A 15,341-nucleotide genomic window follows, 5' to 3' on the forward strand; every position below is an offset into this window, starting at 1 on the left:
CGCCTGTCCTCCCCTTCCCGGATATCCTGACGCGCATGAAGCTTTTCTCGCCCCAGCCCAGCCGCAGCGGAGCCCCAGACGGCCCGCGCGTCCGGCTGGGTGGGACCCAGGGTGGCGGATCGCTCAAATCCAGCTTGCTGACGCAGGTCAGCCCGCGTATGCCCCTGTGGATGCGTATTGGCGGGCTCAGCCTGGCGCTGGGTCTGATGCTGTTTGCGGCCATTTCTTCGGCGCGTTTGCAAAACGACTTCTCGTCCGGTCAGGCGACGCGCGATGCCGCTGCCTATGGGCAAGCCCGGCTGAACGCGCTTAGGGCCGACAAGGCCGTGTCCGTCGCCCGCGTCGCGATGGACGGAGCGCTATCGGCCTATCAGACTCAGCCGGGGGCAGCCCAAAATGCGGTGCAAAAGGCGCTTGAAGCCTCGGGCGGTGCCGTGGCCTCGCTGGCCCTCATTGATGCCGAAGGGCGCATCATCGCCCGCGCCGGTCAGGACGAGAACAGCCTGCTGAGCGAGGCAGCCAGGGCCGAAGACAAGGGGTTTGCGGCTCTGGCGCTTGGGTCGCGCCTGACGCGCACCGCGCGTGCCTATCTGGTGCGCACGCCCGCTCCCGGTCGCGTGCGCGCCGTCGCACGCCTCAACAATCCGCTGCGCGACGCGGAAAACACGCGCGACAACCAGATTGTGCTGATCAATGCCGTTGGCGACATCCTCAGCGCCACGGACGAGCGGCTGACCGGACAGAATATCCGCAAGGCCCTGACCGTCACACCGGAACAGATCCGCGACAATGCCAACAGCGCCCGCATCAGCGAAGGCACGCTGGAAGAAAAGGGCTTTGTCCGCATCGCCGCCGTGCGCGAAGGCGAAAATGGCCTGACCACGCTCTATGTCGAGCCGTCGAACGCCGCAGCAACAAGCAACTGGCTGGCGACGGCGACGCTGTTTATCGGGCCGCTGATCATTGGCGCGCTGTTCGGAATGCTTCTGATCGTGCAAAGCCGCCGCAATTCCGAAACCGCGCGTCAGTATGAGGCCAAGGAGACCCGCTATAGGCTGGCCGTCGAAGCGGCGCGCTGCGGCATCTGGGAATGGGACCTCGAAAGCGATCAGGTCTTCATGTCCGAAGTCACCGGCGTCATGTTCGGCTGGGGCGGCAGCGGCGTGGCGACGACCAACGAAGTCCTGCTGCGCATCGCTCCCGAACACCGGGAAGCGGTGCGCAAGGCCCTGCTTAACGCGCGCGGCCACGGCGCGCTGGACGTGTCTTTCCGGGTGCCGGGTGACAATGGCCGCTCGATCTGGGTCGATGCGCGGGGTCAGGCGACGGGTCCGCGCGATCTGTCCGGCTTCAGCCGCCTGTCAGGGGTGGCACTGGATGTCACCGAGGAGCGCGCGGCGCAGTCCCGCGCCCAACGTGCCGAAGCGCGCCTGACCGGGGCCATCAATTCGGTGTCGGACGCCTTCGTCCTGTGGGATCGTCGCGGCCGGCTGGTCATGTGGAATGCCGTGTTTGGCCGCACCTTCAGCATCGACCCGCGCTTCCTCAAGGCGGGCACGTCGCGCGAACTGATCGAAAAGGTCATGGCCATCGCCATCCGCCGTCAGGAGCCGGTGATCGACGGCCGCGAAGGCGTGGTGGAAGCCGAACTGAACGACGGGCGCTGGATACAGATTTCCGAGAGCCGGACGCTGGAAGGCGGCACGGTCGTCACCGGGGCTGACATCACCGCCATCAAGATTCAGGAGGAGATGAGCCGGCGCAACGAGGAACAGCTTCAGGCCATGGTCGATAAGCTGGAACAAAGCCGCCGCATCCAGACCGACCTCGCCAAAAAGTACGAAATGGCCAAAATTCGCGCTGAACAGGCCAATCACGCCAAATCGGAATTCCTGGCCAATATGAGCCACGAACTGCGCACGCCGCTGAACGCCATCAACGGCTTCTCCGAGATCATGGCGGGCGAAATGTTCGGGCCTTTGGGCCACGCGCGCTACAAGGAATATGCGGGCGATATCCTCAGCTCCGGTCAGCACCTGCTGGCACTGATCAACGACATTCTCGACATGTCGAAGATCGAGGCGGGCAAGATGACGCTGCGCTTTGAGCCCGTCTCGGTCGAAGAGGTGGTGGACGATACGCTGCGCCTGGTGCGGCAGCGGGCGGAAAAGGCGGGGCTCAAGATGCGCGTGCACCTGCCGCAACTGCCCGATATTCAAGCCGATTATCGCGCCCTGAAACAGATACTGCTCAACATCCTGACCAACGCCATCAAGTTCACGCCGTCGGGCGGCACCATCACCGTGTCGGCGGTCCCGACCGACAGCTTCATGCACCTCTACGTCGCCGACACCGGCATCGGCATCGCCCCGAAGGACATGGAGCGTCTGGCCCGTCCGTTCGAGCAGATCGAAAACCAATTCTCGCGCACCAAGGAAGGCACCGGCCTCGGCCTCGCCCTCACCAAGTCGCTGATCGAGATGCATTCGGGCCGTCTGGAGGTCGATTCCACCGTCGGTCAGGGCACCACGGTCAGCGTCATCCTGCCCCTGACCCAGACCAGCCCCGGCGCCAGCGCCGACGACACGCCGGATACCCCGGACACGTCAGGTCAGATCGCCGCGGCCTGATACCCCGGACGCTGATGGGGCAGATGATCCTGTTCGAGACGCTGTTTGCCCTACTCTACGGCTTCCTGTGGGAAGGCCGCTGGCCCCATCTGACGGAAATCATTGCCATTGCGCTTCTGTGCGCCAGCGTGCTGACCTGCGCCGCCGCGCACCGGCCACGCGGCTCAGCGTGAGGCCGAAGCCGCCGCCGCTTTCGCCTTTTCTTCCGCCTTACGCACATCCGACAACGCCTTGGACCGTGCACGGAACGGCGTCTTGATCAGGGGCTCAGCCACCCTGGCCCGCTCTTCTGGCGGCAACTGGATCAGCAGCGAAATGACCGCCGTTTCGATCTTGTCCTTGGCCGAGGCCTCGGCCCGGCGCGCCTTGGTGATTTCGGCCTGAATGGCCACCGGGTCGGGCTTGGGCTGTAACATCAGCTCCGCCGCCGATTTGCGATAGGTGCGGCTCTGATCCATATCGCCTTCACCGGCCAACGCCGCATCGGTCAGGATCTGACGCGCCTTTTCCTGATTGGCCAGGCTCAAACCTTCGATCATGTGCAGAAGCGCCGGAGACGCACGGTCCGGCCTGGGGCGGAAATGCTTCGACGCAATCACGCCCACGCCGATCAGCGAGCCCAGCAAAAACACGTTGAGCGCCAGCGACACCCCCAGCCAGGTGCGGGCGGTGGGCCGCTTTTTCGGGGACGCAGACGGAACGGTCTCAGGCATTACCAGTTATCCACCTCGGCCAGACTGGCCGAAGCCAGCACCGCTTCAGCGCGCGCTTCGGACAGGGTCATCAGCCCGATATTAACGCCGAAAATAATCCCCGCCGCACAGGCGGCCGCCAGACCGATACCGCCTGCCAGCCAGCGCCGGCGACGCGGCCGCGCCGCCACCGGGGCCGGACGCGCAGCGACCCCCGCCGGCATCATGCGGGCCAGAACCTCCCATTGCAGGGCGACGGAAGGCTCGACCTCATCCGCCGACGACAGCCAGCTATCGAGCGTGCGCGCTTCGGCCAAGACGCGACGCGCCACTTCCGGGTGCTGCTGCATGAACAACAGGGCGGCGGCGCGCTCGTCCTGCGGCCAGCGCTGGGGGTCGGCCCCATAGGCATCGACAATCGCTTCGAAGCGTTCGGATGTGATCTGAATGTGCATCATAACGCTCCTTTCCTAAATCTTGTTGCCTTGAATAACTTTTAACACCGGACGACCACTGGACGCTGAGCCGCCGATCAGATCGCCGCGCGCCTCGCTCAGCGTCGCCTTGAGCTGCCGCCGTCCGCGCGACAGCAGGCTTTCCAGCGCCTCGACCGAAATCTCCATCAGGGCCGCCGCTTCGATATTGGACAATTCCTGATAGTAGCAGAGGACGATGGCCACTCGCTGCCGCTCGGGCAGGGTGGCCAGCGCGGATTCGACCGTCTGGCTCATCTGCTGCTGATCCAGCCGCCGCGTCGGATTGGCCGAGGGGTCGGCCAGTTCGATCTCGGTATGATCGATCGTGTCGCGCCGCCGCCGCAGCCGGTCGTAGCACAGATTGACCGCCACCTTGTGCAGCCAGGTATCGACGCGCGCCCGGCCGGGCACCCACAGCGGGGCCTGCTTCCACAGGCGCAACAGGGCCTCCTGCGCCACGTCCTCAGCCTCGGCGGCATCATTGAGCAGACGCCGCGCCAGTGACAGGACGCGCGGCAGTTTGCGGGCCACGAGGGATTGCGTGGCGGCCGCGTCTCCGCGCGCCACGGCTGCAATCTGCGCCTCATCCGGGTCAAAGCCCGTGGTCATGACCTGTCCTGTCCCGCGTTCTTGTGGGCGACGGTGTTTCGCCTCAGGCGTCACATTACTCATAAGCGGGGCCTTTACGCAACAAGGGTTTGGGCAACCGATTGCGGCCATCTGACCGATTCGTTTGTCATAGCCTTTTACGCGGCGAAACCCACAATCCGTCGTTAGCGTTCGTCGCGCGGCGCGACTACGATCTCAAAAGCATTGCGGGCGCGTTTGCGCAGGTCTTTCAGCTTCTTTTCGAGCGTATCGAGACGGCGGGTGTGCACGGCGCGCGCCAGCTTGCGCTGAAACGCTTCCGGTTCTTTCGAAGGGTCGTCATTGGCATCGAGCGATACGCGCATCACCTGCGCCAGACTTTGCTGCACACGCCAGGCGGCGCTCAGCGCTTCGATGTCTTCGGCCCTCGCCAGACCGGCGCGCTGCATGGCCTGAAGCGCGGCAATGGTGCCGACGCGCAGCGGCCCGCCATTGGCGGCGTGCACCAGTTGCAGATACTGAGCCGCAAATTCGCAATCGACCTGACCGCCGACGGCCAGCTTGAAATCCCAGAAAGTCTTGGCCGGGCGCTCCTTCTCCATCAGGGCGCGCATATTGAGCACGTCCAGCGCCGTGCGCGCCTCAGACCGCGTGGCGCGCAGGATGGTTTCGAGCTTCAGGCGCACCAGATCGGCAAAGTCCTCGGACGTCGCCCACACCACGCGGGCGCGCGTCAGGGCCTGAAACTCCCAGGTATCGGCGTCCTTGGTGTAGTAGTTTTCAAAGGCCGCCAGCGACACGGCCACCGGCCCCTTGGCCCCGGTGGGGCGCAGCTTCATGTCGATTTCGTACAGTGTACCTTCGTGCGTCGGGGCCGACAGGGCAGCGATCAGGCGCTGCGTGAAGCGACCGAAGAAGGTTTCCGCGCCCCAGCCCTTGATCGAGGACATTTCCGACGGATCATCGGGCAGATAGACGGTCATCAGGTCGAGGTCAGAGCGCGCCGTCATCTCCTGCCCGCCCAGCTTGCCCAGCGCCAGAATGGCCACCTGGCCCGACAGATGGCCGCCCAGCCGCCGCACCTCCTCCAGCGCCAGCGGCGACAGATGGGTGATGCAGGCATCGGCCAGACGCGCATAGGCGGCGCCCGCCGCTTCGGTCGTCAGGCGGCCATTGAGAATCTGCATGCCGATGCGGAACTGCTGCTCGCGGCAGATGCGGCGCAGCGCATTCATCACGTTTTCCAGCGCGTTTTCCGGGTCGGGTGGCACGCGCTCGACCTCCGCCATGATCAGGCGATCCAGTTCCTCACCCAGCGGATCGAAGAAGCCGGCATCCAGCATGGCGTCGAAAATGGTCGGGTGCCGCGACAGAAGCTGCGCCAGACGCGGGCTGAAACCCATGATCTCGACAATCGCCTTGAACAGCTTGGGGTTGGCGAGGAACAGCGACTGAATCTGCACCCCGGCGCTGAGGCCCGAAAAGAAGACGGCAAAGCGCGTAAAGGCTATGTCCGGCGCGCCCGTCTCGTTCACCGCCTCCAGCAGGCGCGGCACCAGTCGCGTAAACAGTTCGCGGCCGCGTGGCGTGCGCGTCGCCGGAATACGCCCGTGGTGCCAGCCGCGGATGGTGGCCGAAATCTGCTCCGGGTGCTCAAAGCCCAGACGCGCCAGGGTCTTCAGCGTTTCGGGATCGTCCTCGACCCCGGTGAAGACCAGACTGCCGAAGGACGACGACAGGTCTTCGGAATCGGAGAACAGCTCGCCATAGTGGCCATTGACCAGACGCAGGGTGCGCGACACGGCCAGATCGAAGCGGCTGAGGTTGGAAAAGCCGCACATGGCGGCGACGCGCATCCGCTCGTCCTCGGCTTCGGGCAGGGTGTGGGTCTGCTCGTCGGCGATCATCTGCACGCGGTGTTCCCAGTCGCGCAGGCGCACATAGGCCTGTTTCAGTTCCTTGGCGACCGCCGGAGCCAGATGGCCGGCACGGCGCAGGGCATCGAGCGCATCCAGCGTGCGGCGCGAGCGCAGGGACGGGTCGCGTCCGCCAAGGATCAGTTGCTGCGTCTGAACGAAGAACTCGATTTCGCGGATACCGCCGACACCCAGTTTGAGATTGGCGCCGGCGGGGTCCAGGCGTTCATCAACCTTATAGGTATGGATCTGGCGCTTAATCGACTGAATATCGGCAATGGCCGGATAGTCGAGGCTGCGCCGCCAGATGAAGGGCGATAGGGCCTGCATGAAGGCCTTGGCCTCGATCATGTCCCCGGCGATGGGCCGCGCCTTGATAAAGGCCGCACGTTCCCAGTTCTGCCCCACGGTCTCATAATAGTTCAGGGCGAAGGGCACGCTGACCACGGTCGGCGTGGAGGACGGGTCCGGGCGCAGGCGCAGATCGACGCGGAAGACGTAGCCGTCGCCGGTGCGCTCACTGAGGATGTTCGACACGCGGCGCGCCAGCCGATCGACAAAGACCTGCGCCTCCACGCCCTCTTTCAACGGCAGGGCGTCCAGCTCGGCAAAGAAGGTGATGTCGATATCCGACGAATAGTTCAGTTCGCCCGCCCCGTGCTTGCCCATGGCCAGCACGAACAGGCCCGGCATGAGGCCCCGCTCCCCCTTGATATCATAGTCGATCAGGCGGCCCCGGTCGCGTTCTTCGCGCACAGCCAGCGCGATCCCGGCATGGGTCACAGCGTCAGCAAAGCGCGTCAGGGCGGCGGTGACGTGATCGAGCTTCCACACATCGCCCAAATCGGCCAGCGCCGTCAAAAGGTGGGTATCGGCCTTCAGGTGGCGCAGGACGCGCTTGGCGGCATCGACATCGAGGGTTTCGACCGTATCGGCCTGATCGGCCAGCGCCTCGGTGGCCAGCAGAATGGCCTTCAGCCGCGCTTCGGGCGGCGACATCAGGGTTTCGCGCAGGCGCTGCGGTTCGCGCCGCATCAGCCCGGCCAGATAGGGCGAGGCCCCCAGCACCGGCATCAGGGCCGGACCGGCGCGTTGCAGCAGGTCGGGCCAGCCTTCGGCCTCGGCCACTTCGGCAATCGCCTCATAGGCGTACAGCGCCGCGCCGTCGTTCAGCACCGGCCCGCAGGGATGCAGACGATCCACCAGCGAGGAAAAAAGAATATCCGCCATGCCCCTCTGTTAGGCGAATCGAGACGCAGACACAAGGGTGGCCTTGGGTTTCGCTTTATGCAAACGGTATACAGCCGCGTGTGCATGGACAGCGGGAGGCGATCGTTAACCGATTTTTACTTTCATCCCGTTCAGTTCACAAAAACAGGAATAATATAAAAATAAGAAATCAAGGCCAATACCGTCGAGATTTTCAAATTAACACGTTACAAAGCGTGTCTCATTATTGAATGACACTCTACCCTTATCGAAAGTACCGCGTCCTTGTCCTTTGCTAAATCGCTCCTGATGCCGAAGAAAATCCTCATCGCCGGATGGGTCATGATCATAGCGCTGTGGCTGGCCATCGCTGTCGAGCGGTTTACGGACATCGAGACCCTGCCCTTTGTGCGCACGATCTTCATCTATCTGGTGCTGGACTATATGTGGGCGACCTTCTACCGCCAATGGCGCGGTCAGGCGAATTAAGGGCTGAACTCAGAGCGGCCTCACCCAGTGACGACGCAGATAGTCAGCGAATAGCGGCACGGTGAAATCAATGTCGCCATGCGACGGGCTGTAGATCATGCCTTTACGGATGATGCTGGCCCGCATCGGCCCCAGCTTTTGCACCTGCCGGTTCATGGCATCGGCGATATCACCTGATCGGTAAGGCCCATCGCCCAGTCGGGCCATGGTGCACACATAGTCTCTTTCCGCCGGGGTCAGACGATCAAAGCGTACTTTGAAGAAGCCGTCATCCAGACGCGCGACGGCATTTTCGGAAGACTGTTCGACATCCTGACGATCAATGGGCGAGCGCTCCGCCGCATTCCATGCCTGATACCCCCATTCCTGCAAAAAATAGGGATAGCCGCGCGTCTTGCGCACAATCTCGTCTATCGCCGCCGGTTCTATGCCTTCACCTTCCTCTTCGATAGGGGCGCGAATGGCGCGTTCCGCCGCCTGCGGGTCCAGAGGCCCGACCGAGGGATAGGCGAAAAGCCGTTCGGCATAGGATTTTGCTTCTCCCGATAGCGCCGCGACCTGTGGCAGCCCCGCCCCAAAGAACAGGATAGGGAGGTTCCGCTGATTGACTCTGTGGATCGCCACAATCAGGGCGGCATAGTCTTCCAGTTTCAGATACTGGACTTCGTCGATCAGCAGGGTCCACCCTCTGCCCGCGGCCTTTGCCGCCTCGCCGATCTTCAGGAAAAGTTCAGGCAAGTCCAGTTCCAGATTGCCACTGTCAGCAACGCCGGGCTCCGCCTCCACCGAGACCGAAACATCGCCCATTTCGATTTTGAAGACCGAGGCAAAGCCTCTCAGAGCCCGCAGGGCCGCATGAGCCGAGGCTTTTGACTGCGCCACAAAGGACAGTTTGCGCAGGACCTGAGCCATGCGCGGATAGAGGAGGTCTGCCAGACGCCTGTCTTCGGGCGCCTCGATCATGGAGGTGAAATGCCCGTTGGTTTCGGCGATTTTCTCGATCTGATTCAGCAGGACGGTTTTGCCGACACACTGTACGAAAATTTAAAAGCGTATACCTTTGTATATGTGAGTATATCAAAACGTCAATATACAGCGCTATACATTGCTAAACCTACCCCACCGGCGGCAGGACCAGCGCCGTGCGCAGGCCCGGCCCCTGATCGCCATAGACGCCGGGGCCTTCGTCGATACTCAGGCGGCCCTTGTGCGCCACGGCCACGGCCTCGACCATCGACAGGCCCAGGCCAACACCCGGCAGGGAGCGTGAATTTTCCAGCCGCACAAAGCGTTGGGTGATGCGCGCCCGGTCGGCTTCGGGGACGCCCTGCCCCGTATCGGTGACGGAAAACTCGATCTCCCGCCGTGAATTGTGCCTAAGCCGCAGGGTGATGCCGCCCGTCTGGGTGTATTTGATGGCGTTGTCGAGCAGGTTGGCCATGGCCTGCGCCAGAAAATCGCGATTGCCATAGGCCTTCACGCCCGGCTCGATCTCGGCGGTGAATTCCAGCCCCTTGTCCTCGGCCAGAATTTCAAACAGCTCGCGCATGTCTTCGGCCAGCGCCGACGCATCAAACAGCTTCTGGTCCGGGGCCTGACCCGCCGCCTGAAGCCGCGAGATGGAAAACACCGTCTGGAAGGTGCGCAACAACTGATCGGTTTCGGCCAGCGCCCGCTCGATCACCTCCGGGGCCTGCGACGGGTCTTTTTCGACGTCGTAAAGCGACACTTCGAGCTTGGAGCGCAGGCGCGACAGGGGCGTTCTCAGATCATGGGCAATGGCGTCGCCGGCGTATTTAAGATTGCCCATGGTCTTTTCCATGCGGTCCAGCGTCTCATTGACCCGTTCGGCCAGAGCGTCAAACTCATCCCCCGAATTGCGCAGCTTGGCCCGCGCCTTGAGGTCGCCCTCCTTGACCAGATCAAAGACCTGCATCAGGCCCTGCACCGATCGCGACACTTCGTTATTGATGATCATGCCGGCAAACAGACCCAGCACGATGACCAGCACCCCGCCGCCCCACAGGGCCTTAAAGCCCATGTCGAAGCCCTTTTCCGACCAAGACGTGTCCATGCCGACATAGAGGGACAGGCCGGGCTCCAGCGTCACCACCTGCCCGCGATAGGCATAGGATTTGCGTTTGCCCGCCGGATCGGTCAGGCGGTAATTGATCTGAAACGCGCGCTCATCACCGCCGACATAGCGGGCCTTTTCGCGGATATGGTCAAAGACCTGCGGCGACACCTCGGTTGTGGCGCGGCGGTTTTCGGCCAAGATCTCGCCATCGTCGCGATAGACGATCTTGACGAAAAACCACTCCGTGATGTCTTCCTGACTGAGGGTTTCGACCACAGCCTCTTCACCCTGTTCGCGATACACCTCCTCCAGATAGTCGATGCGCGACTTGACCTGCGCGTCGGACACGGCCTTGGTCTCAGCCGAAGAGGCGATGTAGATATAGGCAAAGATCAGCACCGCCACGAAGGAATAGACGGTGATAAACATCAGGGTCAGACGGAACGGCGTCTGCCTGAACATGGTGGCTTTCAGCGAAAAGCGCGCAGGGTTGGGAAGGGCGATCACGACCTGTTTTTAGGGCTTGAGCTGATAGCCTTCGCCACGCACCGTATGCAGCATCGGGCGGTCAAAGCCCTTATCCAGCTTGGCGCGCAGACGCGAAATATGCACGTCGATGACATTGGTCTGCGGGTCGAAATGATAGGCCCAGACCTTTTCCAGCAGCATGGTGCGCGTGACGCTCTGGCCCACATGGCGCATCAGGAATTCCAGAAGCTGAAACTCGCGCGGTTGCAGGTCGATCTCGGACGTGCCGCGCTTCACCACGCGGGTAATCAGGTTCATTTCAAGATCACCGACGCGCAGGGTGGTTTCCACCGCGCCCGTGTCCTTGCGCCGCAACAGCGCCTCAAGCCGCGCCACCAGTTCAACCAGCGCATAGGGCTTGACCAGATAATCATCCGCCCCGGCCTTGAGGCCATAAACACGGTCTTCGAGTTCGCCCAGCGCGCTGAGGAACAGCACCGGCACGTCGATCCCTTCGGAACGGGCGATTTCCAGCATCGACACGCCATCCAGGCCCGGCATCATGCGGTCCAGCACGACCACGTCGAATTCGCCGTCGCGCAGCGCTTTCAGCCCCGCCTCGCCGTCGTGGGTGACGACCGACTCAAAGCCCTGCTCCGACAGGCCTTTCTGCATGGTCAGGGCCGCTTCGACATCGTCTTCGACTATCAATACCTTGGTCATGTGCTGAATGCCCCGCGCAACCTTGTCTTTATTCTTAGTAAAGCGCGCCGCCGGTCCTGTGAAGGGGTTGCGGTGTTAAAAAGCTGTCATGTAACGCCTGCGGCGCAAGGCCCAACTTCCGACGCTGGATCATTATGATTTCTGGTAGCAACATAATGATCCAGCTTTTGTATGGCCCCTCGCCGGGTGCGGGCTTTGCCACCTTGGCCGCCGCCTCAATGGCGGCTTGATCGGAATGATCCCGAAGAGATCATTCCGATCTATTGCAGCGCACAAATTCCAAAAATAACCTCTGGCGGCCTATACACAAATACGCTTAATATCACACAAAAGCGCACTTACAGGGGATACCGAAACCATGACCAAACCCCATTCACCGTTTGAACAGGGCCTGAAGATGATGGGCGCGCAGCAGCAACTGGCGGCGCGCAGTCTGGTCAATCTGATCGGCATGGTATCGGCCTCCTCGCACCGCTATGCGCAGGAAACCACGGCCTTTACGCGCGACGCCCTGTCGCTGATGCAGCAGGCGGCCCAGACGCGCGACCCGGCCGAACTGCGCGAGCTTCAGAGCCAGTGGGCCAAGACCTGCGTCAAATACGGTCAGAACCAGACCCGCGCCACGATGAGCTTTGTCGAACAATGCGGCCTTCAGGCGTTGAACGCCTCAGTGCCGCAAGGCGACGACCTTCCCCCCAAAGAATCCGGGGCAGAATCCCAACCCAAATAGGAGTATCCCCATGCTGACTGGCAAAACCGCCCTCGTAACCGGCTCGACGTCGGGTATCGGACTGGCCATCGCGCGCAAGCTGGCCTCAAAGGGGGCGAAGGTGATGCTGAACGGCATGGGGGATGCCGCCGAAATCGAAAAGCTGCGCGCCGACATGGCCGCCGAATTTGGCGTTGAGGTGGCCTTTAACGGCGCCGACCTGACCAAGGTCGAAGCCATCGAAGCCCTGATCACGGACACGACGCAAACGCTGGGTGGGCTGGATATTCTGGTCAACAATGCCGGCATTCAGCTCGTCTCGCCCATCGAAGACTTCCCGGTCGATAAGTGGAACATGATCATCGCGCTGAACCTGTCGGCGGCGTTCCACACCACGCGCCTCAGCTTCAAGGGTATGAAGGATCGCGGCTGGGGACGCATCATCAACATCGCCTCGGCGCACGCCCTCGTCGCCTCGCCGTTCAAGGCGGCCTATGTGGCGGCCAAGCACGGCATTGCCGGCCTGACCAAGACGATCGCCCTCGAAGGGGCCGAACACGGCGTGACCTGTAACGCCATCTGCCCCGGCTATGTGCTGACGCCGCTGGTCGAAAAGCAGATTCCGGACACGGCCAAGGCGCGCGGCCTGACCGAGGAACAGGTGATCAAGGACGTGCTGCTGGCGGCCCAGCCGACCAAAAAGTTTGTCGAAACCGACGACATCGCCGAACTGGTGGTCTTCCTGTCGTCGGATGCGGCCAGGTCGATCACCGGCGCGCTGCAATCCATCGACGGTGGCTGGACGGCGGCGTAGGCGTCGAACCGTGATTTGACGGGGCGCGTCTGCGGAATTATCATTAGATGATAACGGAGACACATCATGCCCAGCAGCTATAGCCTTGGGGCTCATTTCGAGACTTTCATTCAAACGCAATTGGCTAGCGGACGTTACAACAACGCCAGCGAGGTCCTGCGCGACGCCCTGCGCCTGATGGAAGACCGCGAACGCCGTCTGGCGTCGCTGGACGCCAAGCTACAGGAGGGCTTGCGCGATGCTGAGGAGGGGCGCGTCTATGATATTGAAGATGTGTTTGATGAACTGAACGCCGAACTGGCAGCACTCGAAAGCAAACAGCCACATTCTGGCTAACCCCTGTACCTCCCCGCTGGCGGGGAGGCGGACCATTTGCGGAGCAAATGGGGGTGGGGTGGTTTATCCGTCTATCTGCCTGTAAGCTTCTGCAAAGCCGCAAGACATCTCATCTGCGACGCAGGCTCATGCCGGAAGTTATAAAATAAACACTCGGCACCCTCGGTCATGACTATCAGCGAAGGCATTACTCCGCCGGCACCTCGGACTCCAGCGCCTTGGCCAGTTGATCGCGCGCCGCATCAGCGGCCTTCTGGCGCTCCCACATGCCGAAGTAGAGCCCTTTGAGCTTCATCAGTTCGGCGTGATTGCCGCGTTCGGCCACCAGCCCGTCCTTGAGCACCAGAATCTCATCGGCCCCCACGACGGTCGAAAGGCGGTGCGCAATCACCAGGGTGGTGCGGTTCTGCGACACCTCATCCAGCGCCGCCTGAATTTCGCGCTCCGTATGGGTATCGAGCGCTGAAGTCGCCTCATCAAGGATCAGGATCGGCGGCGATTTCAGGAGGGTGCGCGCAATGGCCACGCGCTGCTTTTCGCCGCCCGACAGCTTGAGTCCGCGTTCGCCCACCTCGGTATCGTAGCCCTGCGGCAGGGAGGCGATGAAGGCCGAAATCTGTGCCTGTTCGGCGGCGGCCTCGACCTCTTCGCGTGAAGCGCCATTGCGGCCATAGCCGATATTGTAGGCGATGGTGTCGTTAAACAGCACCGTGTCCTGCGGCACCATACCGATGGCGCGACGCAAGGAGGCCTGATTGACGTGGCGGATGTCCTGACCGTCGATTTCGATAGAGCCGCCCTTCACGTCATAGAAACGGAACAGCAGGCGCGAAATCGTCGATTTACCGGCGCCGGACGGGCCGACAATGGCCACGGTCTTGCCCGCCGGCACCTCAAACGACACGCCCTTGAGAATCGGGCGGTCGGCGTCATAGGCAAACACCACGTCCTTGAAGGCCACAGCCCCCTGCCCCACCTTGAGGTCCGGCGCGCCCGGCGTATCGACCACCTCTTGCGGTTCATCCAGCAGCTTGAACATGGCTTCCATGTCGATCAGGCCAGTGGAGATTTCGCGGTACAGCGTGCCGATGAAGTTCAGCGGAATGGCCAGTTGCATCATGAAGGCGTTGACCAGCACGAAGTGGCCCAGCGACTTGGTACCGTTCATCACCTCATAGGCCGACATCAGCATCACGATGGTCATGCCGATCGAGAAGATAACCGCCTGCCCGATATTCAGCCAGGCCAGAGAGGTATAGGTCTTGATCGCCGCCTTTTCATAGGCCGCGGTGGCGCGGTCATAGCGGCTGCGCTCAAGCTGTTCATTGCCGAAATATTTGACGGTTTCGAAGTTGAGCAGCGAATCCACCGCCTTCGACATCGAGTCGGAATCCGCCTCGTTCATCTCCTTGCGGATGGCGATACGCATGTTGGAGGCGACGATGGAGAACCACACATAGAGCACGACGGTCACAGCCACGACCGCCACATAGATGAGGTCGAACTGCCACCCCAGCGCGCCTGCGGTCAGGACGAATTCCACCACGGTCGGGATGCCGACCATCATGGTCAGGCGGATGATGGTTTCAATGCCCATCTTGCCGCGTTCGATCACCCGCGACAGGCCGCCCGTGCGGCGTTGCAGGTGGAAGCGCAGCGACAGATTGTGCAGGTGATTAAAGGCGCGATTGGACAGGCCGCGCACGGCGTGCTGCCCCACACCGGCAAACATGGCGTCGCGGATATTGTTGAACACCTGCGACATCATCCGCGCCACGCCGTAGGCCAGCACCATGATCACCGGTGAGATCAGCACCAAGGTCAAAAGATCGGTCTTGCCGCCTGTCTCGCCCGGCGTGAAGGCGTTGGTCGCCCACTTATAGGCAAAGGGTGTGGCGATGGTCAAAAGCTTACCCACCAGCATGGCCAGCAGCGCCCACACGACCTGCACCTTCAGGTCAGCCCGGCCCTCCGGCCACAGATAGGGTTTGAGGAAGGCGAGCGTATCGGAGGCCTTGCCTTTCGGCTTGGGCATGGGGGCGGGCGCGTTCATCAGGCTAAGGGACTCGATTTTCGGTGCGGCAAAGGATTGCGCATATATAGGTCCGGGCCGGTACAAAATCCAACGAATACCAAGAGTCATTTTCAATGACCCTTGGTATTTCATTCGAGACTGTCTCATGTCACTGACACATATGAGAAATTCTCGTTTCT

The 15,341-nt window shown here is 62.0% G+C and carries 14 protein-coding genes; 6 read left to right on the top strand and 8 right to left on the bottom strand.

Annotated features, from left to right (window positions below; genetic code table 11):
• The first annotated feature begins 35 nt into the window (after nt 1–35).
• Nucleotides 36–2,630, top strand: a complete 2,595-nt coding sequence (locus EM6_RS06760) for a PAS domain-containing sensor histidine kinase (protein ID WP_126421283.1) — start codon at nt 36–38, stop codon at nt 2,628–2,630.
• Between the two features lie 14 nt (nt 2,631–2,644).
• Nucleotides 2,645–2,803: a hypothetical protein gene (locus EM6_RS06765; protein WP_197723565.1), complete on the top strand. Its 159-nt coding sequence runs from the start codon at nt 2,645–2,647 to the stop codon at nt 2,801–2,803.
• On the opposite strand, the gene EM6_RS06770 is transcribed toward EM6_RS06765, so the two are convergent.
• From EM6_RS06770 to EM6_RS06785, 4 genes are all read right to left on the bottom strand, one after another.
• Nucleotides 2,795–3,343 (bottom strand): periplasmic heavy metal sensor, encoded by a 549-nt coding sequence (locus EM6_RS06770; RefSeq protein ID WP_126421285.1) that lies wholly within the window; start codon nt 3,341–3,343, stop codon nt 2,795–2,797. The two genes, EM6_RS06765 and EM6_RS06770, sit on opposite strands and share 9 nt — an antisense overlap.
• The gene (locus EM6_RS06775; RefSeq protein WP_126421287.1) at nt 3,343–3,777 is read right to left on the bottom strand and encodes a hypothetical protein; all 435 of its coding nucleotides are present in this window, start codon (nt 3,775–3,777) and stop codon (nt 3,343–3,345) included. Before EM6_RS06775 ends, EM6_RS06770 begins: the two co-directional genes overlap by 1 nt.
• Before the next feature lie 15 nt (nt 3,778–3,792).
• Nucleotides 3,793–4,407, bottom strand: a complete 615-nt coding sequence (locus EM6_RS06780) for an RNA polymerase sigma factor (protein ID WP_232037011.1) — start codon at nt 4,405–4,407, stop codon at nt 3,793–3,795.
• A 164-nt stretch (nt 4,408–4,571) separates the two neighbouring features.
• Nucleotides 4,572–7,532 (bottom strand): bifunctional [glutamine synthetase] adenylyltransferase/[glutamine synthetase]-adenylyl-L-tyrosine phosphorylase, encoded by a 2,961-nt coding sequence (locus tag EM6_RS06785; protein ID WP_126421289.1) that lies wholly within the window; start codon nt 7,530–7,532, stop codon nt 4,572–4,574.
• A 288-nt stretch (nt 7,533–7,820) separates the two neighbouring features.
• Between EM6_RS06785 and EM6_RS06790 the strand changes: the two genes are divergently transcribed.
• Nucleotides 7,821–8,000, top strand: a complete 180-nt coding sequence (locus EM6_RS06790; RefSeq protein ID WP_232037012.1) for a hypothetical protein — start codon at nt 7,821–7,823, stop codon at nt 7,998–8,000.
• A 9-nt stretch (nt 8,001–8,009) separates the two neighbouring features.
• On the opposite strand, the gene EM6_RS06795 is transcribed toward EM6_RS06790, so the two are convergent.
• From EM6_RS06795 to EM6_RS06805, 3 genes are all read right to left on the bottom strand, one after another.
• Nucleotides 8,010–8,963 carry a hypothetical protein gene (locus EM6_RS06795; RefSeq protein WP_197723566.1) on the bottom strand — a complete coding sequence of 318 codons (954 nt, stop codon included), beginning with the start codon at nt 8,961–8,963 and terminating at the stop codon, nt 8,010–8,012.
• Nucleotides 8,964–9,114: 151 nt separating this feature from the next.
• Complete coding sequence (locus tag EM6_RS06800; RefSeq protein ID WP_126421295.1) at nt 9,115–10,584, bottom strand: sensor histidine kinase; 1,470 nt, start codon at nt 10,582–10,584, stop codon at nt 9,115–9,117.
• Nucleotides 10,585–10,593: 9 nt separating this feature from the next.
• On the bottom strand, nt 10,594–11,268 hold the full coding sequence (locus EM6_RS06805) for a response regulator transcription factor (RefSeq protein WP_126421297.1): 675 nt from the start codon (nt 11,266–11,268) through the stop codon (nt 10,594–10,596).
• 358 nt (nt 11,269–11,626) lie between these two features.
• Here EM6_RS06805 and EM6_RS06810 point away from each other — a divergent pair, with 358 nt between their 5' ends.
• The 3 genes from EM6_RS06810 (at nt 11,627) to EM6_RS06820 (ending at nt 13,127) form a co-directional block, all read left to right on the top strand.
• Nucleotides 11,627–11,998 (top strand): phasin, encoded by a 372-nt coding sequence (locus EM6_RS06810; protein ID WP_126421299.1) that lies wholly within the window; start codon nt 11,627–11,629, stop codon nt 11,996–11,998.
• A gap of 10 nt (nt 11,999–12,008) precedes the next feature.
• The gene (locus EM6_RS06815) at nt 12,009–12,791 is read left to right on the top strand and encodes a 3-hydroxybutyrate dehydrogenase (RefSeq protein ID WP_126421301.1); all 783 of its coding nucleotides are present in this window, start codon (nt 12,009–12,011) and stop codon (nt 12,789–12,791) included.
• 66 nt (nt 12,792–12,857) lie between these two features.
• Nucleotides 12,858–13,127 (top strand): type II toxin-antitoxin system ParD family antitoxin, encoded by a 270-nt coding sequence (locus tag EM6_RS06820; protein ID WP_126421303.1) that lies wholly within the window; start codon nt 12,858–12,860, stop codon nt 13,125–13,127.
• Nucleotides 13,128–13,314: 187 nt separating this feature from the next.
• Here the strand turns inward: EM6_RS06820 and EM6_RS06825 are convergent, their stop codons facing one another.
• Nucleotides 13,315–15,270 carry an ABCB family ABC transporter ATP-binding protein/permease gene (locus EM6_RS06825; RefSeq protein WP_232037013.1) on the bottom strand — a complete coding sequence of 652 codons (1,956 nt, stop codon included), beginning with the start codon at nt 15,268–15,270 and terminating at the stop codon, nt 13,315–13,317.
• Nucleotides 15,271–15,341: the final 71 nt, after the last annotated feature.

This window comes from Asticcacaulis excentricus (genome assembly GCF_003966695.1).
GTDB classification, from domain to species: Bacteria; Pseudomonadota; Alphaproteobacteria; order Caulobacterales; family Caulobacteraceae; genus Asticcacaulis; species Asticcacaulis excentricus_A.

What these genes read in the sequence shown, in the direction of transcription:
- EM6_RS06760 (WP_126421283.1), top strand. Translation starts at nt 36, where the DNA reads ATGAAGCTTTTCTCGCCCCAGCCCAGCCGCAGCGGAGCCCCAGACGGC.
- EM6_RS06810 (WP_126421299.1), top strand. Translation starts at nt 11,627, where the DNA reads ATGACCAAACCCCATTCACCGTTTGAACAGGGCCTGAAGATGATGGGC.
- EM6_RS06825 (WP_232037013.1), bottom strand. Translation starts at nt 15,270, where the DNA reads ATGACTCTTGGTATTCGTTGGATTTTGTACCGGCCCGGACCTATATAT.
- EM6_RS06785 (WP_126421289.1), bottom strand. Translation starts at nt 7,532, where the DNA reads ATGGCGGATATTCTTTTTTCCTCGCTGGTGGATCGTCTGCATCCCTGC.
- EM6_RS06775 (WP_126421287.1), bottom strand. Translation starts at nt 3,777, where the DNA reads ATGCACATTCAGATCACATCCGAACGCTTCGAAGCGATTGTCGATGCC.
- EM6_RS06780 (WP_232037011.1), bottom strand. Translation starts at nt 4,407, where the DNA reads ATGACCACGGGCTTTGACCCGGATGAGGCGCAGATTGCAGCCGTGGCG.
- EM6_RS06770 (WP_126421285.1), bottom strand. Translation starts at nt 3,343, where the DNA reads ATGCCTGAGACCGTTCCGTCTGCGTCCCCGAAAAAGCGGCCCACCGCC.
- EM6_RS06795 (WP_197723566.1), bottom strand. Translation starts at nt 8,963, where the DNA reads ATGATCGAGGCGCCCGAAGACAGGCGTCTGGCAGACCTCCTCTATCCG.
- EM6_RS06805 (WP_126421297.1), bottom strand. Translation starts at nt 11,268, where the DNA reads ATGACCAAGGTATTGATAGTCGAAGACGATGTCGAAGCGGCCCTGACC.
- EM6_RS06765 (WP_197723565.1), top strand. Translation starts at nt 2,645, where the DNA reads ATGGGGCAGATGATCCTGTTCGAGACGCTGTTTGCCCTACTCTACGGC.
- EM6_RS06815 (WP_126421301.1), top strand. Translation starts at nt 12,009, where the DNA reads ATGCTGACTGGCAAAACCGCCCTCGTAACCGGCTCGACGTCGGGTATC.
- EM6_RS06820 (WP_126421303.1), top strand. Translation starts at nt 12,858, where the DNA reads ATGCCCAGCAGCTATAGCCTTGGGGCTCATTTCGAGACTTTCATTCAA.
- EM6_RS06790 (WP_232037012.1), top strand. Translation starts at nt 7,821, where the DNA reads ATGCCGAAGAAAATCCTCATCGCCGGATGGGTCATGATCATAGCGCTG.